Source organism: Rhodanobacter spathiphylli B39, from assembly GCF_000264295.1.
GTDB lineage: Bacteria > Pseudomonadota > Gammaproteobacteria > Xanthomonadales > Rhodanobacteraceae > Rhodanobacter > Rhodanobacter spathiphylli.
Genome location: NZ_AJXT01000037.1, coordinates 90,877 through 110,855, shown reverse-complemented (window position 1 = coordinate 110,855; position 19,979 = coordinate 90,877). Strand labels below are relative to the sequence as shown.

The window sequence follows — 19,979 nt, the reverse complement described above, 5'->3', positions numbered from 1 at the left end:
CCCTGGCGTGCCAGCGGCCAGGACGGTTCGTGGTCGCCGTGATGGCGCCGCTCCCTGTCCCGTCCGGCCAACCTCCCTCTGCACGCCGGGGGCGCTTTTTTTCGGACTTCCGCGGTCCAGGCGAGCTCGCTTCGATGAGCTTTACGGCGAGCACCCGCCCCTCATCCGCCCCTTCGGGGCACCTTCTCCCCAGCGGGGAGAAGGGAATTTGTCCTTCGGAGCTTTTCCATGCGCAGTGACTTGATCAAGAGCGGCCCCGACCGCGCTCCCGCCCGCGCGATGCTGCGCGCCACCGGCCTCGACGATGCGGCGATCGCGCGGCCGCTGGTGGCGGTGGTGCACACCTGGTCGAACGTGAGCCCGTGCAACCTCAACCTGCGCGAGCTGGCGGTCGAGGCCGCCGCCGGCATCCGCGCCGCCGGCGGCACGCCGGTGGAGTTCAACACCATCGCGGTCACCGACGGCATCGCGATGGGCACGCCCGGCATGCGTTCGTCGCTGATCAGCCGCGAGGTGATCACCGACTCGATCGAGCTGGCGGTGGACGGCCACTGCCTCGACGCGATGGTGGTGCTGTGCGGCTGCGACAAGACCATTCCCGCCGCGGCGATGGCGATGGCGCGGCTGGATATCCCGGCGGTGGCGCTGTACGGCGGCACCATCGCGCACGGCACCCACGACCACCATCCGATCACCGTGCAGCAGGTGTTCGAGGCGGTCGGAGCGCACGGCGCGGGCAGGATCAGCGACGAGGAGCTGACCGCGGTCGAGCGCGACGCCTGCCCCGGCGCGGGCGCCTGCGGCGGCCAGTTCACCGCCAACACCATGGCGATGGTGCTGACCACGATGGGCCTGTCGCCGGTCGGCTTCAACGACATCCCCGCCACCCATCCGGCCAAGGGCGCGGCGGCGTTCCGCTGCGGCGAACTGGTGATGGAATGCCTGCGCGCGAACCGCACGCCGCGCGCCCTGATCACCCGCACCGCGATGCGCAACGCCGCCCGCATGGTTGCCGCCACCGCGGGCTCCACCAACGCGGTGCTGCACCTGCTGGCGATCGCCCGCGAGGCCGGCGTCGAGTGGACGCTGGAGGACTTCGAGCCGGCCTCGGTGCACACGCCGGTGATCGCCGACCTGCTGCCCGGCGGCCGCTACACCGCGGTCGAGCTGTTCGGCGCCGGTGGCAGCGCGCGGGTGGCGCAGGAGCTGATCGCCGCGGGCATGCTGGAGGACACGCCCACCGTCACCGGCCGCTCGCTGTTCGACGAAGTCACCGCGGCGCCACGCGCCGACACCCAGGACGTGGTGCATCCGGTCAGCGCTCCGCTGAAGCCGCGCGGCGGCTACTCGATCCTGTACGGCAACCTGGCGCCGGAAGGCTGCATCCTGAAGATTCCCGGCAAGAGCGGCAGTTTCGAAGGTACGGCGCGCGTCTTCGAGAGCGAGGAAGAAGCGTTTGCCGCGGTACAGGGCGACCGCATCCGCGCCGGCGACGTGCTGGTGATCCGCAACGAGGGCCCCGCTGGCGGCCCCGGGATGCGCGAGATGCTCGGCGTCACCGCGGCTCTGGTCGGCCGCGGCCTGGGCGATGACGTGGCCTTGATCACCGACGGCCGCTTCTCCGGCGCCACCCACGGTTTCATGGTCGGCCACGTCGCGCCCGAGGCGGCGCGCGGCGGACCGATCGCCCTGCTGCGCGACGGCGATCGCATCGCCATCGATGCCGGCCAGCGCGAACTGCGCACCGACGCCGACCTCGCCGCACGCCGCGCGCACTGGCAGCCACCGGCACCGAAGGTCAGCCGCGGCGCACTGGCCAAGTACGCGCTGCTGGTCGGCTCGGCCTCCGACGGCGCCACCACCCACCCCGACACCCGTGTACCCGACCGCACGCCACGCACTGAAACATCCAACCAGGGAGCTACCGCATGAGCAGCCATTCCATCCTCGCCTCTTCCCGCATCGCCGTGCTCGGCTACGGCAGCCAGGGCCGCGCGCACGCGCTCAACCTGCGCGACTCCGGCCTCGACGTGGTGGTCGGCCTGCGCCCGAACGGCCCCACCTCGCACAAGGCGAAAGCCGACGGCTTCACCGTGCTGGAACCGGCCGAGGCCGTGCGCGGCGCCGACCTGGTCGCCGTGCTGACCCCGGACATGGTGCAGCCGGCGCTGTACCGCGAGGCGATCGAGCCGAACATCAAGTCCGGCGCCGCGCTGCTGTTCGCGCACGGCTTCAACGTGCACTTCGGGCAGATCAATCCGCGCAGCGACATCGACGTGATCCTGGTCGCGCCGAAAGGCCCCGGCGCGCTGGTCCGCACCGAGTACGAACGCGGCCGCGGCGTGCCGTGCATCTGGGCCGTGCACCAAGACGCCAGCGGCCAGGCCGAGGCGAAGACGAAAGCCTACGCCGACGGCATCGGCGGCGGCCGCGCGATGATCATCAAGACCGACTTCAAGGAAGAGACCGAGACCGACCTGTTCGGCGAGCAGGCGGTGCTGTGCGGCGGCGCCAGCGAGCTGGTGATCGCCGGCTTCGAGACGCTGGTCGAGGCCGGCTACCAGCCGGAGATCGCCTACTACGAGGTGATGCACGAGCTGAAGCTGATCGTCGACCTGTTCTACGAGGGTGGCCTCAGCAAGATGCTCGACTTCGTCTCCGAGACTGCGCAGTACGGCGACTACGTCAGCGGCCCGCGGGTCGTCGACGCCGGCGTGAAGGCACGCATGAAGGACGTGCTCACCGACATCCAGGACGGCACCTTCGCCCGCAACTGGACGGCCGAATACGCCGCCGGCCTGCCCAACTACAAGCGCCTGAAGCAGGCCGACCTGGATCACCCGATCGAACAGGTGGGCGCGAAGCTGCGCGCGCGGATGCCGTGGTTGCAGCCGAACACCGCACCCGCCGCCGTCGCGCCGCTGAAGAAGGCCGGCTGAGCCACCTTGCTCCTCCCCCTGCACCGCAGGGGGAGGTTGGGAGGGGGTAACGCTCCTGACTTTGACTTGAAGATCAAGAGCACCCCACCCCGACCCTCCCCCGCTGCGCAGGGGAGGGAGCACGGCATCGAATCTTTGGGGACTTTTCCTGTGAATGCACCCGCACTGCAAGCCGAAACCATGACCGACCGGCATCCGCTGGCCGGCCAGCACATGAGCGGCGCCGAAGTGATCGTGCAGGTACTCGCCGACGAGGGCGTGGGCGTGCTGTTCGGCTATTCCGGCGGCGCGATCCTGCCGGTGTACGACGCGGTATTCCGCTACAACGCCCTGCACCCGCGCGCCGATGGCAGCGAGCCGATGCCGCTGATCGTGCCGGCCAACGAGCAGGGTGCAGGATTCATGGCGGCCGGCTACGCGCGCGCGTCGGGCAAGGTCGGCGTGGCCATCGTCACCTCCGGGCCGGGTGCCACCAACATGGTCACGCCGGTGCGCGACTCGATGGCCGACTCGATCCCGCTGGTGGTGATCTGCGGCCAGGTCGGCACCGCGGCGATCGGCAGCGACGCATTCCAGGAGGCCCCGATCAGCAACATCATGGGCGCCTGCGCCAAGCACGTGTTCCTGGTCACCGACGCGGCGCAACTGGAAGCGACCCTGCGCACCGCATTCACCCTGGCACGCAGCGGCCGGCCCGGCCCGGTGGTAGTGGACGTGCCCAAGGACGTGCAGAACGCCGCGCTCGCCTGGCGCGGCAGCGGCGAGCTGGCGCTGGCCGGCTATCGCGCGCGGCTGCGTGCGGTGGAGCAGTCGGCGCTGGGTGACGCCGAGTGCGCGGCGTTCTTCGCCGCGCTGATGCAGGCGCGGCGGCCGCTGATCTATGCGGGCGGTGGCGTGATCGCGGCGGAGGCCGCCGCTGCGCTGCGCGCCTTCGTCGACGCGTTCGGCCTGCCGGTCACCACCACCCTGATGGGACTGGGCGGCTTCGACAGCACCGACCCGCTGGCGCTGCACCTGCTCGGCATGCACGGCACCGCGTACGCGAACTACGCGGTGGAGGATTGCGACTTCGTGCTGGCGCTGGGCGCGCGCTTCGACGATCGCGTGGCCGGCGTGCCGCACAAGTTCGCCCCGCAGGCGAAGTTCATCGCCCAGGTCGACATCGATCCGGCCGAGATCGGCAAGGTGAAGCAGGTCGACTGGCACCACGTCGGTCCGCTGAAGCGCGCGCTGGAGCGGCTCACCGCTTACGGCCGCAGCCATGGCCTGCGGCCGGGGCTAGACGCCTGGCACGCCCACGTGGCCGAACTGAAACGCGTGCACGCGATGAACTACGACCGCGCCAGCGCGTTGATCCAGCCGTACGCGGTGATCGAGGCGATCAACCGCCACGCCCAGGGCCGCGCCATCGTCAGCACCGGCGTCGGCCAGCACCAGATGTGGGCGGCGCAGTATTTCGACTTCCGCGCGCCGCGGCACTGGCTGACCTCCGGCTCGATGGGCACGATGGGTTTCGGCCTGCCCGCGGCGATCGGCGCGCAGTTCGCCCATCCGGACAAGCTGGTCATCGACATCGACGGCGACGCCAGCATCCGCATGAACATCGGCGAGCTGGAGACGGTCACCACCTACAACCTGCCGCTGAAGATCGTGGTGCTCAACAACGTCGGCGACGGCATGGTGCGGCAGTGGCAGAAGCTGTACTTCAAGGGCCGTTTTGCCGCGTCGGACAAGAGCCTGCACAAGAAGGATTTCGTGCTGGCCGCCCAGGCCGACGGCTTCGGCTGGGCGCGGCGGCTGGAGCGCGTGGACGAACTGGAGCCGATGGTCGCCGACTTCCTTGCCTACCCCGGCCCGGCTTTCCTGGAAGTGATGATCGACCCGGACGCCGGTGTGTATCCGATGGTCGGCCCCGGCGCCAGCTACGCGCAGATGATCACCGGCGAGTTCATTGCGTCGCGGGTGAAGCCGGCCGTTCGCGCGGACTCACCGTCACACATGTTCTGAGCTTTCGACCTACTCCCTTCTCCCTTCGGGAGAGGGACTCACTCACGGAGCCCTGCCATGAACCACACCTTGTCCATCCTGTTGCAGAACGAAGCGGGCGCGCTGGTGCGCGTGGCCGGGCTGTTCGCCGCGCGGGGCTACAACATCGACACGCTGACCGTGGCGGCCACGCACGATCCGGCGGTGTCGCGGCTGACGCTGAGCCTGCAGTGCGACGATGCCGGTGTCGCGCAACTGCTGCAGCAGACCCGCAAGCTGGTCGACGTGCTGCAGGTGGCGCATCCGGCCACCGCACTCGCCGCATGAATGCCGTCGCGCCCCTGCCCGACGACACAGCCGACCTGCTGGCGCAGATCCGTGCCGCGCGCGTCTACGAGGTGGCGCAGGCATCCGCGCTGGAGGCGGCGCCGTTGCTGGGCGAGCGGCTGGGCCGACCCGTGCTGCTCAAGCGCGAGGACCAGCAGAGCGTGTTCTCGTTCAAGCTGCGCGGCGCGTACAACCGCATGGTGCAGCTGGATGCGGCGCAGCGCGGGCGCGGCGTGGTCGCCGCTTCGGCCGGCAACCATGCGCAGGGCGTGGCGCTGGCCGCGGCGAAGCTGGGCATCCGCGCCACCATCGTGATGCCGGTGACCGCGCCGCAAGTGAAGGTGGACGCGGTGCGCCGCTTCGGCGGTGCGATGGTCGAGCTGGTGCTGACCGGCGATTCGTACAGCGACGCCCAGGCCGCCGCGGCCCGGTTGCAGGCCGAGCGTGGCGCGGTGTTCGTGCATCCGTTCGACGACCCCGCGGTGATCGCCGGCCAGGGCACGATCGGCCTGGAGATCCTGCGCCAGCACCCCGGCCCGATCGAGGCGGTGTTCGTGCCGGTCGGTGGCGGCGGCCTGCTCGCCGGCGTCGCCGCGTGCATCAAGGCGCTGCGGCCCGAGGTGAAGGTGATCGGCGTGCAGGCGGCGGATTCGGATGCGATGGCGCGCTCGCTGGAAGCTGGCCGGCGCATCACACTGGACGAGGTCGGCCTGTTCGCCGACGGCACCGCGGTGAAGCAGGTCGGCGCGCTGACCTTCGCGCTGTGTCGCCAGCACGTCGACATGATGCTGCGCGTCGACACCGACGCGATCTGCGCCGCGATCCGCGACATCCACCAAGACACCCGCAGCGTGGCCGAACCATCGGGTGCGCTGGCGCTGGCCGGACTGAAGCACTACGTGGCCACGCACGGCGGCGGCGGTGGCGCGCTGGTGGCGATCGTCTCCGGCGCCAACATGAACTTCGACCGCCTGCGCTTCGTCGCCGAGCGCGCCGAGGTCGGCGAGCAGCGCGAGGCGGTGTTCGCGGTGACCATTCCCGAGGAACGCGGCAGTTTCCGCCGCTTCTGCGCCACGCTGGGCCGGCACGACATCACCGAGTTCAACTATCGCATCGGCAACGCCCGCCTCGCCCACATCTTCGTGGGCGTGCGCATCGCCAGCCGCGACGAGCGCGAGGCGCTGGCCGCGGCGTTCCGCGCGCAGCAGTTCGACGTGCTCGACCTCACCGACGACGAACTGGCCAAGCTGCATCTGCGCCATATGATCGGCGGCCGTTCCGTGCTGGCACGGAACGAACTGCTGTACCGCTTCGAATTCCCCGAACGCCCCGGCGCGCTGACCGACTTTCTCGCCAAGCTGCACCCGGACTGGAACATCAGCCTGTTCCACTACCGCAACCACGGCGCCGACCACGGCCGCATCCTGGTCGGCATCCAGGTGCCCGCCGCCGAGCGGCCACTGTTCCAGAGCTTCCTCGCCACGCTCAGCTATCCGCACCGCAACAACAGCGAACATCCGGCCTATCGACTGCTGTTGCGCGACGGCGCGGTCGACGATGTGCCGTTTCCGCCAGGAAGCACGGATATCCCGCATGGCGACAGGCAAATCTGATTGAGCTTGTCGGCGAAACGCCCGGCGTCGCCGAAACTGGAAACCGAAGCGTCCGTCTTCTTGCGGCGATGATATCTTCCGCCAGGGCACGGTCTTCTCGACACCTGCCCTTGCTGCTGTCCTGGTTGTTTCCAAGCTGGAAGCTGGACCACTGGCTGCGCTCCGCCTGCGCCGCCACACCATCACAAGGATCCGTGACGATGAGTCGACAATTGCTGAGCCGTGAACAGTTGCGCCAGCGCGCCGCGCAAAACCATGCATGGCATGACGCCGCGGCCAAGGCACCGCAGATCGCCGCCTTGTTCGGCACCCAGAGCCCGGCATTCCGCACGCTCGACAAGAAGCTCGTGCTTGGCGACCCAGCATTGCGGATGCTGTGCGCACTGAACGACTTCGACCGCCGCAAGGTGGCGGACGAACTGCTGGAGATCGCCAAGTACCCCAACCGGGTCGATGCCGACATTGGTCGCAGGAACTGGTTTCAACGGCTGCTTCCCACCCGGTATCCGTTCAAGGGCTACCACTACAAGATCAGCTACGCGATGAGGCCGGGCGAGCCGGTGGTGATCGTGGACATTTTCCTGGATCAAAATTTGCTGCAGCCGAAGCTGCCGGATTCCATGCAGCGCAATGCGCTGTATCGTGTGGACAAAAGCGGCACAGCGCGGTTTACGCCAGAGTTCAAGCGCTTGGGGAAACAGTCGGAAGATGTTGTGGTTGCGCTGGACGCCAGTTGGAACGGCGGAGATCCCATGCCTACCCATCGCGTCGACACCCTCCACGCGGCGGTCAACGGTATGCAGAACAACCTGCGCAAAGCCGCCTGGCTGATGGGAACCCACCTCGAAACAGCCTACGCCGACGCGGCCCAACCCTTCGACAGTTACACGCTTTTCCACAACCCCACCGACGGCGTCTGCCAGGATCTGTTCGAGTGCGCCTACGACAAGCAAAGCGTCGTTGCCTGCAGTCTCAACAGCCAGCATCTCGCGGCCGTGCTCAAGGAGGCGCAACAGCGCGGCCACCGCACGCGCTGGGTGGCGCATAGCCAGGGCGCCATCATCTTCAGCACCGCCGTCGAGTTTGCGCTGAAGCACTACGGCATGCGTCTGGACTGCCACAGCGTCTGCCTGCACGGCGCCGGCTGCAACATCAAGCGGGCCGAACTCATCTGCGCCCGCGCAGGCATCACGATCGAGCGCGTGCGCAACAACCCGTTCGACCTGGTGCCCAACCTTGCCGGCACGAACGACCTCAGCCTGGGCGGGCTGGCGCGATCATTGAAGTTCTGCGGCCTGGTGTTCGGCGACGACCCGCTTGCCAGTCCACATTCCCTGCCCTATCTGGGTCTGGACACCTATGTGGAACAATTGGCGTTCACCGGCCATCATGAGCTCGCCCGTTATGCGCGGCAGTTCCACCCTTCCGAGATGGCCTGAGCCATGACCAAGCCTCCAGCATCAGCTGCCCCCTTCATGCGTCGGCCGCGCCCTTGGTATAAACGGGCCACCGCCGCCTTCCATGCTCCGCAGGGCGGCATTCCGGTGGCCCGTGTCATTTCCCGGCAAGTCGACTGCGGACCGCTCACCCTGAGCTTCCTCGAACCATCTTCTGCCTTTGGCGAGGGCTCACCCGACCCCGATCACGTCGGCCTTGGTGATGACGCCTTCATCGGCACGAATCTCAGTGATTGGCGCACCCACCACCAGACGATCCAGTTGGGAATCAGCAACTGGGTCTATCGACTGCCGCGCTGGCACAGCTCGCGCATCTTTCCCGTCCCGCATCCGCCTTACGCCGTCATAACGGCCTACTGGCAGCTCGAGCGCGTCAAGCACGGCATCCGGCTCAAACCCAATGACGCCAATGCGCTCGAAGAGTACCTGCAGCATGACTATGTCGCCTATCTGGAGTCCGAAGGCGGGCCCAACTGGAAGGTCCGTGAAGATGCTTATAACGGCAAGACCATCACCGGCGACCCGCTGCCGCAGTATCAGATCGACGACATCCTCAGATGTCATCTGCGGAGCCCTCCCCAGAGTTACGAGGTGCTGACATGCAACGGCTTGCATTGGCTGCGCTATCTTTGGGATCCGATGCAAGGCATGCCCACCGCGCTCAACTACACCACAGCGCTGTTGCCCGATGTGCTGCTGACGGCAAGTTTCTACATCGTGCGCATGAACTCCGAGCCATGGGAAGACTGGTGGAATCTGTTCCTGGAAGACTGCGAGACGCTGGTGAAAACCATTGCCTGCCAGCGCAAGGCGCTGCCCGGTGCTGACTGAAACGATCACCTCTGACGCAGGCCAGGTTCACTCACTGCCGTTCGGCAAGGTGAACCCGATCCCGTTCCTGGCTTGCCGTTGATCCCGTTGTTGCCGTTCTTGACCCGCAACGCTGTCCATTCCCGGTTGGCACGCTAAACTCGACGGATGGCACCTCCTCCTCGCAAGCGCCAGCGGCGCAAGAACGCCGCACCACCTTCGTCTTCGCCCGCGGTGCGGCCACGGCCGGGTGCGAAGCAGACTGCGCCGAAGTCGGTGCAGCCTGCGGACAGCTCGACCCGCGCCACGCGGGTGCTGAACTGGCTGCTGCAGAAACTGCCGGCGCCGTATCGCGAGAAGGCGCTGGATTACCTGGTGCTGACCCGCATGGATCGGCCGATCGGCGCCCTGCTGCTGCTGTGGCCGACCTGGTGGGCGCTGTGGCTGGCGGCCGGCGACTTCCCGCCGTGGAAGCCGCTGATCATCTTCACCCTGGGCGTGTTCGCGATGCGCGCAGCCGGCTGTGCGATCAACGATTACGCCGACCGCAAGCTCGACCCCCAGGTGGAGCGCACCGCCGGACGACCGATCGCCTCGGGGCGGGTCACCCCGCGCGAGGCGCTGATCGTGTTCGCCGTGCTGCTGGTTTTCGCCTTCGTGCTGGTGCTGTTCACCAACCGGCTGACCATCGAGCTGTCGTTTGCCGGCGCCGCGCTGGCGGCGATCTATCCGTTCACCAAGCGCTGGACCTACCTGCCCCAGGTGGTGCTGGGCGCTGCATTCGGCTGGTCGATCCCGATGGCGTTCGCCGCGGTCGCCGGCAGCGTGCCGCCGGTCGGCTGGCTGCTGTTCATCGGCAACATCCTGTGGTCGGTGATCTACGACACCGAGTACGCGATGGTCGACCGCGAGGACGATCTCAAGGTCGGTGCGAAGTCCACCGCAATCCTGTTCGGCGATGCCGACCTGCCGATCCTCGGCATGCTGATGGGCACCTTCCTGCTGACCATGTTCTTCATCGGCCAGCGCGCCGCGCTGAGCTGGCCGTACTGGCTGGGCCTGCTGGTCGCGGCCGGCCTGTTCGGCTACCAGCACTGGCTGATCCGCGACCGCATCCGCGACGCCTGCCTCGCCGCCTTCCGCCACAACAACTGGCTGGGCCTGGCGGTGTGGATCGGCATCGTGCTGGCACTGGCGGTGAAGTAGTCCGCTCTTAGCGGTTGCCTGCCCGCGCCAGCGCCCACACGTCGACCTGCCGCACGCCGGCGCGGCGCAGCACGCGGGTGCATTCGGCCAGGGTGGCGCCGGTGGTCATCACGTCGTCGAGGATCGCCACGTGCGCGGGCAGGGTGACGCCTTCGCGCAGCGCGAAGGCGCCGTGCACGTTGCGGCGACGGGCGACGGCGTCGAGTTCGGTCTGCGCGGTGGTGGAGCGACGACGCAGCAGGGCGTCATGCGACAGCGGCACGCCAAGCTTGCTGGCCAGCGGGCGGGCCAGCTCCAGCGCCTGGTTGTAGCCGCGCCGACGCAGGCGGCTGCGATGCAGGGGCACGGTCAGCAACAGCTGGGGCAAGCGGGACGGTTGCGGTTCGCGCTGCCACAGCATCGACAGCACGCGGCCAGCGGCGAGATCGGAAGAGAACTTGTAGCGCGATTCCAGTCGATCCAGCGGCCAGCCGTAGCGGAAGGGTGCCCACGCGCTGTCCCATGGTGGCTGGCTGCGCTGGCATTCGCCGCACACTGCCGCCGGCGTGGCCAGCGGCAGTGCGCAGCGCGCGCAGCAACTGCCGTTGCGGGGCAATTCGGCGGCGCAGGCCTGGCACAGATCGATGTCGTGCTCGCCGCGGGCGTTGCACAGCAGGCAATGCAAGGGCAGCACGAAGCGCTGCAGGGTTCGCCACGGCGTGGCCAGGAAGTTCATCCGGGGGCTCAGCGCGCGGGCTTGTACAGTGCTGCGTCGAGGATCGACCACAGATGGATCAGCCAGCCCAGCAGCACGATCCACAACACCGCCGCCAGCACGAACATGATGATCGCCTTGAGCAATCGCCCCTGCACCAGCTGGCCCAGGCCGGGAATGAAAAAACTGCAGATCGCCGCGAGCACGTTGCCCGTACTGCCTTGCCCTTCACTCATCCGACCGCCCCCAGTTGGTATCGCGAAGGCGCGATGGTAGCGGGAGCGGAGTGGTCAAGTCTCGTCAACTTCATTTGATATCGTTAGGTTGACACACCTCGGAGCGGCTCCCACACTCTCGCGCTTGTTCCTGAAGCGAGTGGCATTCCATGGCCGAAACCGTCCTCCGTCACGACTGGAGCCGCGCCGAGGTGTCCGCGCTGTTCGCGCTGCCGTTCAACGAACTGCTGCATCGCGCCCACACGGTGCATCGCGAACACCACGACCCGAACGCGGTGCAGGTGTCGACCCTGCTGTCGATCAAGACCGGCGGCTGCCCCGAGGACTGCGCGTACTGCCCGCAGGCGGCGCGCTACGACACCGGCGTCGCCGCGCAGAAGCTGATGGACGTCGACGACGTGCTGGAACGCGCCCGCGCCGCCAGGGCCGCCGGCGCCAGCCGCTTCTGCATGGGCGCGGCATGGCGCGGACCGAAGGATCGCGACATCCCCAAGGTCGCCGCGATCGTGCGCGCGGTGAAGGACCTGGGGCTGGAAACCTGCGCCACGCTGGGCCTGCTCGGCGACGGCCACGCGCAGCAGCTCAAGGATGCCGGCCTCGACTACTACAACCACAACATCGACACCGCGCCGGAGTTCTACGGCGAGATCATCCACACCCGCGAATACCAGGACCGCCTGGTCACCCTGGAGCAGGTGCGCGACGCGGGCCTGAAGACCTGCTGCGGCGGCATCGTCGGCATGGGCGAGACGCGCGAACAGCGCGCCGGCTTGCTGCAGGCGCTGGCGAACCTGCCCGAGCATCCGCAATCGGTGCCGATCAACCAGCTGGTGCCGGTGCCCGGCACACCGCTGGGCGATGCCGAGCCGCTCGATCCGTTCGAGTTCGTGCGGGCGATCGCGGTGGCGCGCATCCTGATGCCGCTGTCCATCGTGCGCCTGTCCGCCGGCCGCCAGCAGATGGACGACGCGGTGCAGGCGCTGTGCTTCTTCGCCGGCGCCGGTTCGATCTTCTACGGCGAAAAGCTGCTGACCACCGGCAACCCGGACGTGGAAGCCGATCGCGCGCTGTTCCGCCGGCTCGACCTGCATCCGATGGACGTGGTCGAGAGTGCGGGTACCGTGCATGCGGACATCGGCGAAGGCGAAAGCTGCGGGCAGGGTTGCGGCTGCAGTGCGGCGGCTTGAGAGCACCCCAGCCCAACCCTCCCCTGCGACCGAAGGAAGTCCCTTTGGGGCAAGCAGGGGAGGGAGCACAGCGTGCAGCACCGGCTTGGCTCCTCCCCCTGCATCGCAGGGGGAGGTTGGGAGGGGGTGCTCTTCAACCTGTGCCGAACAATGACCACGCCCCGCCCTGACCTCCTTCACCGACTGGCCGTCCAGACGGCCGAACGCGAAAGCGCCAACCTGCGCCGCCGCCTGCGCACCATCGACCGCGCCGAGGGGCCATGGCTGGAGATCGGCGGCCGGCGCCTCCTGTCGTTCTGCAGCAACGACTACCTCGGCCTGGCGCAACACCCGCAGCTGATCGCCGCGCTCAACCGCGCCGCCCGCGAGGAAGGCGTCGGCAGCACCTCGGCGCATCTGATCTGCGGGCATCGCCGCGAACACGCCGAGCTGGAGGAGGCGCTGGCAGCCTGGACCGGGCGCGAACGGGCGCTGCTGTTTTCCACCGGCTACATGGCCAACCTCGGCGTGCTGCAGGCACTGCTCGCGCGCGGCGACCTCTGCGTGCAGGACAAGCTCAACCACGCCTGCCTGCTCGATGGCGCGAAGCTCAGCGGCGCCGAGCTGAAGCGTTATCCGCACGCCGACGTGGACGCCGCGGCGCGGCAACTCGCCGCCCACCCGAACGCAGCCGCCCTGCTCGCCACCGATGGCGTGTTCAGCATGGATGGCGACGTCGCGCCGCTGCGCGAGCTGGCCCAGCTGTGCGCGCGCGAGCAGGCCACCTTGCTGGTCGACGATGCGCACGGCTTCGGCGTGCTCGGCGACGACGGCGCCGGCAGCCTCGGTGCCGCGAACCTCGGCCAGCACGAGGTGCCGCTGCTGATGGCCACGCTGGGCAAGGCGCTCGGTTGCAGCGGCGCCTTCGTGGCCGGCTCGGCCCCGCTGATCGAAGGTCTGGTCCAGTTCGCGCGACCGTACATCTACACCACCGCGATGCCGCCGGCGCTGGCCGGGGCCGCGCTGGAAGCAGTGCAACTGGCGCAGAAGGAGGCGTGGCGACGCGAAAAGCTCGCGGCGATGATCAGGCGCTTCCGCCACGGTGCCGCCGAACTCGGCCTGCCGCTGGCGACCTCGCCCAGCGCGATCCAGCCGCTGCTGCTGGGCAGCGCCGACGCCGCACTGGCCGCGGCACAGATGCTGGAGCGGCAAGGCCTGCTGGTCACCGCGATCCGTCCGCCGACCGTGCCCGCGGGCCAGGCGCGGCTGCGCATCACGCTGTCCGCGGCACACGAGGAGGCCCACGTCGACCGGCTGCTGGCCGCGCTGGAAACGCTGCGTCTGCCGGCCGCATCCCGGGCAGCCGGCGGTGACCCCGTATAATCGCCGCCTGCTCTGCCGATTCCCCCGCATGTCGATCGTCAACATCTCCGCCTACAAGTTCATCAGCCTGGACGACCTGCCCGCGCTGCGCGAGCGGCTGTTCGCGTGCTGCGAGGCGCTGGCGCTGAAGGGCACGATCCTGCTGGCGCCCGAAGGCATCAACCTGTTCCTCGCCGGCAGCCGCGCGCAGATCGACGGCTTCATGGCCAGCCTGCGCGACGACTCCCGCTTCGCCGATGTCGCGCCGAAGGAATCGCTGTCCGCCGAGGTGCCGTTCGGCCGCCTGCGCGTGCGCATCAAGCGCGAGATCATCACCATGCGCCTACCCACGATCCGCCCCGAAGGCGGTCGCGCGCCGGCGGTCGACGCGCCCACGCTGCAACGCTGGCTCGACCAAGGCCACGACGACGACGGCCGCGAACTGGTGCTGCTCGACACCCGCAACGACTACGAGACCGACCTCGGCAAATTCCCGCAGGCCGTCGACTACCGCATCGCCAGCTTCACCGAATTCCCCGCCGCCATCGCCGCCGATCGCGCGCGCTACGACGGCAAGACCATCGTCTCGTACTGCACCGGCGGCATCCGCTGCGAGAAGGCCGCACTGCACATGCAGAACCTGGGCCTGCAGCACGTCTACCAGCTCGAAGGCGGCATCCTGAAGTATCTGGAACAGACCGACGGCAAGCACTGGCAGGGCGACTGCTTCGTGTTCGACGGACGCGTGGCCATAGACAAAGCGCTCCTGCCTTCGCCTCCTCTCCCTGCGATTGACGAGAGGGAACACGCTGAGGAAGAGGCTGATTCGAAGCGCGTACCAGTCCCTCCCCCCCGCGGGGAGAGGGCTGGGGTGAGGGGCCACGCCGAGGAAGGAGCTGATTCAGAGCCGGCTTCGATGGACTTCCCAGCGAGCACCCGCCCCTCATCCCAACCTTCTCACCCGCAAGGGGACTCCCCAAGGGTCGCCCGAGGGGGAGAAGGGGCGAACGCAACAAGCGCGATGCTTCATGAGGGCGGGGCATGAGCCTGTACATCGACCAGCGCGGCCACGGCCCGGTGCAACTCGTGCTGCTGCACGGCTGGGCGATGCACGGCGGCGTGCTGGCACCGCTGGTCGAGGCACTGGAGGACCAGTGCACGATGTACGTGGTCGACCTGCCCGGCCACGGCTACTCGCGCGACTGCGGACTGCCGCTGGAACCGCGCGCCTGCGCCGCCGCGATCGCCGCCGCGACGCCGCCGGCGATCTGGCTGGGCTGGTCGCTGGGCGGCACCATCGCACTGACCGCCGCGCTGGAGATGCCGCGCCAGGTACGTGCGCTGGCGATGCTGTGCGCCACGCCGCGTTTCGTGCGTGATGCCAGCTGGCCGCACGGCAGCGATGCCCAGCTGGTGCATCAACTGGCCAGTGATCTGGAAACCGATTACCGCGCCACGCTCGATCGTTTCCTCGCCCTGGAAACCATGGGCAGCGCCGATCCGCGCGCCGAATTGCGCCACCTGCGCGAACTGGTGTTCGCCCGCGGCGAGCCGGACCTGCGCGTATTGCAGGAAGGCATCCGCATCCTGGAAACCAGCGACCGCCGCGCCGCCCTGCCCGACCTGCGCGTGCGCAGCGCCTGGATCAGCGGCCGCCGTGACCGGCTGGTGCCGCCGCAGGCGATGCAATGGTCGGCCAGCCAGTGCGGTGGCAGCTACACCGAGATCCAGCAGGCCGGCCATGCGCCGTTCTTCGGCCATGCCGACGCGGTGGTGCAGGCACTGCAGCCGCTGCTGGCAACTTTCGTTCGATGAGCCTGATCCGATGAGTACGTTCCAACTCGATCAACAGCGCGTGCGCCGCAACTTCGGCCACGCCGCCAGCAGCTACGAACAGCACGACGCATTGCAGCGCGAGGTGCAGGCGGCGTTGCTGGAACGTCTGGATTTCTATCTGGAGACGCCCGCGCGGGTGGTTGACGTCGGTGCCGGCACCGGTCGCGGCACGGCGCTGCTGAAGCAGAAATACCCCAAGGCCGAGGTGATCGCGATCGACCTGGCGCTGCCGATGCTGCGCGCCGCGAAGCAGCACAGCAGCTGGCTGAAGCCGTTCCGTCGCGTCTGCGCCGAGGCCACCCAACTGCCGCTGGCCGACCACAGCGTCGACGTGCTGTATTCCAACCTGTGCTTCCAGTGGGTCGACGACCTGCCCGCGCTGTTCGGCGAATGCATGCGCGTGCTGAAGCCCGGCGGCTTCATGGCGTTCTCCAGCTTCGGCCCCGACACCCTGATGGAACTGCGCGCGGCCTGGGCCGAGGCGGACCAGCAGCCGCACGTGGCGCGCTTCCTCGACATGCACGACGTCGGCGACGCGATGCTCACCGCCGGCCTGCGCGATCCCGTGCTGGACGTGTTCCGCTACACCCTCACCTACAGCGAACCACGCAAACTGCTGGAAGAACTGCAAGGCCTGGGCGCCACCAACGCCGACCGCGTGCGCTCGCGCGGCCTCACCGGCAAGGCGCGCTACCAGCGCATGCTGGCCGCCTACGAAACGATGCGCGTGGACGGCCGCATCCCGGCCACCTGGGAAGTCGTCAGCGCGCACGCCTGGGGCCCGCCGATCGGCCAGCCGCGTCGCGTGCCGGGCGGAGAAGTAGCCACGTTCTCGATCGACTCACTGCGCGGCTCGCGGCGACGCTGAGCCCCTTCAGCGCCCCGGCGTATAGGACGCGGGCAGCATCACGGTGCGGCAGATGTAGTCGTCGCTGGACAGCGGACGGTCGAGCCGGGAATTTAAGGGGACGAATTTAAGGGGACGGAGGTAGTTAAACGGTTCCTGCCTGCCCATGACGGGCGCGCTCGCCAGCAGACCGCGCCAGCCTACAACCTCACGCTGGCGGCCGGTTTGTTGGTTGAGGTTCCAAGATGCCCCGCCTGCCACGAGTTGAGTTGCCCGGCATTCCGTTGCATGTGACTCAGCGTGGCGTGAATCCAGGCGCCATCTTTTCGGCCAGAGTTACGTTCAGGCGTTCAACTACCGCTACGCGCGTTGTGGCACGCTCTGGCAAGGTCGCTTCAAATCCTGCCTGGTCGATACCGAGCGCTATCTGTTGACCGTAATGCGTTACATCGAGCTCAACCCCGTTCGAGCTGCCATGGCTGCCAGCCCGCAAGACTATCGCTGGTCAAGCGTGCACACGCATCCTGGGCTGGCCTGTGATCCACTGATGGAGATGAGCGGTTTCGATGCATGGTGGAGAATAACGCCGGGAAGGGCGGCGGCCTGCCGCCCACATGGCGACCAAGATCAAGGATCGAGATTCAATTACCTCCGTCTCCTCTGATTCCGTAACCCATGAAAACCGGCAGGCAACTATCACCACGACGACAGTGACGCCTTGAAATTTAGGAGATTAGATATGCGATGGGCCATGCTATTAGTTATCGTGATTACGTGGGGATCGGGATTCAATGATCTGGAAGCGTCTCCGTTAGAGCAACGGACAACATGGTCGGAAAATGAGGCGAACCAAGAAGCCATGCTGGCCTACCTCAAGCCCATCCTAAAATCTACAGGAAGGGTGGCTCGGATTTATTACCTAGGGCCGTGTAAAAAATATGGTGATTATTACGCGGTTTCGTTTCCGCATGTTCGCGTACTGCCGCCATCTCGAAGCAGCACCGCGATTTCCGCGGTTCGGGATATTTTTCGGAATGACGACAACGTTAATATTTCAGATGGCCCGGATGGGATTATTAGAATCGTAATAGGGCGGCCACCCGTTGCACTTCTCAAAACGAAACTTGCTGCCCTGACCTTCGATCAGTCCCAGCGGTATACCGAAAGCCTCGCTTTATGGCGCATCATGGACAACAAGGAAGTAGATGATGTTGAGCGGAAGCTTCATTTTTACCCGGACGGCCCACCTCTTCGTATATCTCTGGGAGAAAATTCGATCGAGGGTACGCCTCACATTCCTGCCTCGATGACCAATTTGACCGTTGACCAAGCGCTTGACTCTGTGGCGAAAAATTTCGGGGTTATGGTGCTGTACGGAGTTTGTACAGAGGAACATCTTTACACGATTTACCATGTGGCATTAAATCCATGAACTACTAAACATTCTTGCTGAAAAAGCCTCAGCATCAGGCTTTGCTTTGCCGCATGACCATCCGGGCATTGCAGAAGATGGCTGGTAATCAACACCCCGTGACGTGTTAAAGCAAGACATGACCCTCTGACGGTGTTGACACGGACGGCGAAATGGTGACCCTCTGACTGTTCCCGCTACACCCTCACCTACAGCGAACCACGCAAACTGCTGGAAGAACTGCAAGGCCTGGGCGCAACCAACGCCGACCGCGTGCGCTCGCGCGGCCTCACCGGCAAGGCGCGCTACCAGCGCATGCTGGCCGCCTACGAAACGATGCGCGTGGACGGCCGCATCCCGGCCACCTGGGAAGTGGTCAGCGCCCACGCCTGGGGCCCGCCGATCGGCCAGCCGCGTCGCGTGCCGGGCGGAGAAGTCGCCACGTTCTCACTCGATTCGTTGCGTGGCTCGCGACGAAAGTAGCGCGAAGCCGGCCTTCGGTCTTGCCTGAGGCCGGCACGACCCACCGCTTCATTTCTTCGACGGCGGCAGCACCGGCTTGAAATCAGGCAGCGGCGCGATGATCTGCGTTGATGCCGCCGGTTCGCCGCGCATGAAACGCTCGATCGCCGTCGTGACCTGCGGTGTCGCCATGAACAGGTTGTGGCCGGCATTGACCACCGTGATCGCCTGCAGGTGGTCCAGGCCTGCGGTAGCTTCGCGGTGGCTGTCGGGATAGGTGCGCCCATCCAGGGTTCCGCTGAGCAGCAGGGTTGGCACGTGGCTGTGCGGCGCCGTGCGGAACGCATCGCCAAGATCGAGCTGCGGAAGCACGCCGCCGAGTTGCGGCATCGGGAAGTTGAGAAGGTCGCCGAGCAGCGCGGTGCGGGCCTGCTGCTCGACCAGCGCCAGGCGCTTTTCGTCGATGCCGGAGGCCACATCCATGGCCAGCGGCATCGCCTGCATTTCCAGTGGCGCGCCGGGTGAAAAGTACTTTTGCATGATGCCCGCGATCGGCTGGTAGTTGCCCGCGTCGGCGGCGCGATAGACCGCGAGCATCTGCACCGCGCCTTCAGGGTCGGAGATGGCTCCGGCCTCGATCATCTGCAGGGTGCGACGCTGCAGCAGCACAGCGGCGTCCTTCCCGTTGGCGTCCTTCAGGTGCAGCATGACCGGCTTGGCTTGCAGCGCGCCATGGACGCGCGCGATCAACGCCTTGATATCGGGATAAGCCGCCTGGGCTTCAGGGTTGGTGTCCACCGCGGCCTGCAGGCGATCGAAATAGGCGTCGGTGCGCGCTGGCAGCTTGACGGTCTGGTCGAGCCCTTCGACGCTGGCGATCACGACGCGGTCCAGATGGGGACTCATCGACTTGAGCGCAGCCAGTGCCAGATGGGTACCGTAAGAAATGCCCCAGAGCGTGATCTTCCCGGCCCCCAGGTGGCGACGCAACGCGTCCAGGTCGCGGACGCTCTCGTTGGTGTTGTAGCCGCGCAGGTCAACTCCCCTGGCTTTCCAGAACGCCGCGCATTCGAGCGCCGCGGCGCGGTAGGCGGCGGCGAAGGCCTGGTCGGTGAGGGCTTGGGATTCCGAGGGCGTCTTCGACGCCTTGCACACCGGCGTGTCATCGGAGGCACCGGTACCACGCTGGTCCAGGGCGATCACGTCACCGAACTGGCGCATGGCCATGAACAGCGGAAAGCGTCGGTGTTTCGCCGTCTCGATACCGGAGCCGCCCGGGCCACCGGCCAGATAGACGATCGGCGCCCCTGGCTTGCTGGTAGTGGCCGGGAAGCGGACATAGCGCAGGGTCAGCATGCGGCTGTGCGGATCGGCGCGGTTCTCCGGCACCTGGAACGAACCGTGGATCGCCTCGGTGGTCTGCCCGTCGACGCTCTTGAAGACGAAGGTCTGGGCGACCGCCTTGGGTGTTGTCGCACTGGCTGCGCCGAACAGGCAGAGGCAGGCAACGGCAATGAGTGCCTGTTTCAGGCCGGCGCGTTTTACGGGGGCATGCGTCATGGGAAGGCTCCAGGTCGTTGATGGAATGGAGCCAGCCTAAGCGCGCCGGATGCCTCGACCGCTGGCC

At 67.2% G+C, this 19,979-nt stretch carries 17 protein-coding genes and 1 pseudogene; 15 read left to right on the top strand and 3 right to left on the bottom strand.

Translation table 11 applies throughout. The features are described 5' to 3' along the window. Positions 1 to 228: 228 nt before the first annotated feature. The 8 genes from ilvD (at position 229) to ubiA (ending at position 10,338) form a co-directional block, all read left to right on the top strand. Complete coding sequence (gene ilvD / locus UU7_RS12280; protein WP_007808730.1) at positions 229 to 1,932, top strand: dihydroxy-acid dehydratase; 1,704 nt, start codon at positions 229 to 231, stop codon at positions 1,930 to 1,932. Further along, on the top strand, positions 1,929 to 2,939 hold the full coding sequence (ilvC, locus tag UU7_RS12275; protein ID WP_007808728.1) for a ketol-acid reductoisomerase: 1,011 nt from the start codon (positions 1,929 to 1,931) through the stop codon (positions 2,937 to 2,939). Before ilvD ends, ilvC begins: the two co-directional genes overlap by 4 nt. 180 nt (positions 2,940 to 3,119) lie before the next feature. Then, a complete protein-coding gene (ilvB, locus tag UU7_RS12270; RefSeq protein ID WP_007808726.1) occupies positions 3,120 to 4,946 on the top strand; it encodes a biosynthetic-type acetolactate synthase large subunit in 1,827 nt (608 codons plus the stop codon). A 57-nt stretch (positions 4,947 to 5,003) separates the two neighbouring features. Next, positions 5,004 to 5,252, top strand: coding sequence for an acetolactate synthase small subunit (ilvN, locus tag UU7_RS12265; RefSeq protein WP_007808724.1), 249 nt, complete (start codon positions 5,004 to 5,006; stop codon positions 5,250 to 5,252). Further along, on the top strand, positions 5,249 to 6,865 hold the full coding sequence (ilvA, locus tag UU7_RS12260; RefSeq protein ID WP_007808723.1) for a threonine ammonia-lyase, biosynthetic: 1,617 nt from the start codon (positions 5,249 to 5,251) through the stop codon (positions 6,863 to 6,865). The genes ilvN and ilvA overlap by 4 nt, the downstream gene beginning before the upstream one ends. A 200-nt stretch (positions 6,866 to 7,065) precedes the next feature. Then, the gene (locus tag UU7_RS12255) at positions 7,066 to 8,304 is read left to right on the top strand and encodes a hypothetical protein (RefSeq protein WP_007808721.1); all 1,239 of its coding nucleotides are present in this window, start codon (positions 7,066 to 7,068) and stop codon (positions 8,302 to 8,304) included. A gap of 3 nt (positions 8,305 to 8,307) precedes the next feature. Beyond that, positions 8,308 to 9,153 (top strand): hypothetical protein, encoded by an 846-nt coding sequence (locus UU7_RS12250; RefSeq protein WP_238530940.1) that lies wholly within the window; start codon positions 8,308 to 8,310, stop codon positions 9,151 to 9,153. A gap of 255 nt (positions 9,154 to 9,408) precedes the next feature. Further along, the gene (gene ubiA / locus UU7_RS12245) at positions 9,409 to 10,338 is read left to right on the top strand and encodes a 4-hydroxybenzoate octaprenyltransferase (protein ID WP_007808717.1); all 930 of its coding nucleotides are present in this window, start codon (positions 9,409 to 9,411) and stop codon (positions 10,336 to 10,338) included. A 7-nt stretch (positions 10,339 to 10,345) separates the two neighbouring features. On the opposite strand, the gene UU7_RS12240 is transcribed toward ubiA, so the two are convergent. Beyond that, positions 10,346 to 11,053: a ComF family protein gene (locus UU7_RS12240; protein ID WP_007808715.1), complete on the bottom strand. Its 708-nt coding sequence runs from the start codon at positions 11,051 to 11,053 to the stop codon at positions 10,346 to 10,348. Positions 11,054 to 11,061: 8 nt separating this feature from the next. Further along, entirely contained in the window at positions 11,062 to 11,268 is a 207-nt protein-coding gene (locus UU7_RS12235; protein WP_007808713.1) for a hypothetical protein, read from the bottom strand. 149 nt (positions 11,269 to 11,417) lie between these two features. On the opposite strand from UU7_RS12235, the gene bioB reads away from it, so the two are divergent. The 7 genes and pseudogenes from bioB to UU7_RS12205 form a co-directional block, all read left to right on the top strand. Then, positions 11,418 to 12,455 carry a biotin synthase BioB gene (bioB, locus tag UU7_RS12230; RefSeq protein WP_007808711.1) on the top strand — a complete coding sequence of 346 codons (1,038 nt, stop codon included), beginning with the start codon at positions 11,418 to 11,420 and terminating at the stop codon, positions 12,453 to 12,455. Positions 12,456 to 12,605: 150 nt separating this feature from the next. Then, positions 12,606 to 13,817: an 8-amino-7-oxononanoate synthase gene (bioF, locus tag UU7_RS12225; protein WP_007808709.1), complete on the top strand. Its 1,212-nt coding sequence runs from the start codon at positions 12,606 to 12,608 to the stop codon at positions 13,815 to 13,817. Positions 13,818 to 13,845: 28 nt separating this feature from the next. Then, complete coding sequence (locus tag UU7_RS12220; protein ID WP_007808707.1) at positions 13,846 to 14,841, top strand: sulfurtransferase; 996 nt, start codon at positions 13,846 to 13,848, stop codon at positions 14,839 to 14,841. Then, a complete protein-coding gene (gene bioH / locus UU7_RS12215; RefSeq protein WP_007808705.1) occupies positions 14,838 to 15,611 on the top strand; it encodes a pimeloyl-ACP methyl ester esterase BioH in 774 nt (257 codons plus the stop codon). Before UU7_RS12220 ends, bioH begins: the two co-directional genes overlap by 4 nt. A 10-nt stretch (positions 15,612 to 15,621) precedes the next feature. After that, entirely contained in the window at positions 15,622 to 16,500 is an 879-nt protein-coding gene (gene bioC / locus UU7_RS12210; protein WP_007808703.1) for a malonyl-ACP O-methyltransferase BioC, read from the top strand. A gap of 718 nt (positions 16,501 to 17,218) precedes the next feature. Continuing rightward, complete coding sequence (locus UU7_RS18440) at positions 17,219 to 17,911, top strand: hypothetical protein (protein ID WP_157582210.1); 693 nt, start codon at positions 17,219 to 17,221, stop codon at positions 17,909 to 17,911. Positions 17,912 to 18,076: 165 nt separating this feature from the next. Further along, positions 18,077 to 18,373, top strand: a pseudogene (locus UU7_RS12205) (malonyl-[acyl-carrier protein] O-methyltransferase BioC); the annotation flags it as partial. 48 nt (positions 18,374 to 18,421) lie between these two features. Here UU7_RS12205 and UU7_RS12200 read toward each other — a convergent pair. Next, complete coding sequence (locus UU7_RS12200) at positions 18,422 to 19,912, bottom strand: alpha/beta fold hydrolase (RefSeq protein WP_007808700.1); 1,491 nt, start codon at positions 19,910 to 19,912, stop codon at positions 18,422 to 18,424. Positions 19,913 to 19,979: the final 67 nt, after the last annotated feature.

Coding starts and splice junctions, on each gene's coding strand:
- ilvD (WP_007808730.1), top strand. CDS start 229: ATGCGCAGTGACTTGATCAAGAGCGGCCCCGACCGCGCTCCCGCCCGC.
- ilvC (WP_007808728.1), top strand. CDS start 1,929: ATGAGCAGCCATTCCATCCTCGCCTCTTCCCGCATCGCCGTGCTCGGC.
- ilvB (WP_007808726.1), top strand. CDS start 3,120: ATGACCGACCGGCATCCGCTGGCCGGCCAGCACATGAGCGGCGCCGAA.
- ilvN (WP_007808724.1), top strand. CDS start 5,004: ATGAACCACACCTTGTCCATCCTGTTGCAGAACGAAGCGGGCGCGCTG.
- ilvA (WP_007808723.1), top strand. CDS start 5,249: ATGAATGCCGTCGCGCCCCTGCCCGACGACACAGCCGACCTGCTGGCG.
- UU7_RS12255 (WP_007808721.1), top strand. CDS start 7,066: ATGAGTCGACAATTGCTGAGCCGTGAACAGTTGCGCCAGCGCGCCGCG.
- UU7_RS12250 (WP_238530940.1), top strand. CDS start 8,308: ATGACCAAGCCTCCAGCATCAGCTGCCCCCTTCATGCGTCGGCCGCGC.
- UU7_RS12240 (WP_007808715.1), bottom strand. CDS start 11,053: ATGAACTTCCTGGCCACGCCGTGGCGAACCCTGCAGCGCTTCGTGCTG.
- UU7_RS12235 (WP_007808713.1), bottom strand. CDS start 11,268: ATGAGTGAAGGGCAAGGCAGTACGGGCAACGTGCTCGCGGCGATCTGC.
- bioB (WP_007808711.1), top strand. CDS start 11,418: ATGGCCGAAACCGTCCTCCGTCACGACTGGAGCCGCGCCGAGGTGTCC.
- bioF (WP_007808709.1), top strand. CDS start 12,606: ATGACCACGCCCCGCCCTGACCTCCTTCACCGACTGGCCGTCCAGACG.
- UU7_RS12220 (WP_007808707.1), top strand. CDS start 13,846: ATGTCGATCGTCAACATCTCCGCCTACAAGTTCATCAGCCTGGACGAC.
- bioH (WP_007808705.1), top strand. CDS start 14,838: ATGAGCCTGTACATCGACCAGCGCGGCCACGGCCCGGTGCAACTCGTG.
- bioC (WP_007808703.1), top strand. CDS start 15,622: ATGAGTACGTTCCAACTCGATCAACAGCGCGTGCGCCGCAACTTCGGC.
- UU7_RS18440 (WP_157582210.1), top strand. CDS start 17,219: ATGCGATGGGCCATGCTATTAGTTATCGTGATTACGTGGGGATCGGGA.
- UU7_RS12200 (WP_007808700.1), bottom strand. CDS start 19,912: ATGACGCATGCCCCCGTAAAACGCGCCGGCCTGAAACAGGCACTCATT.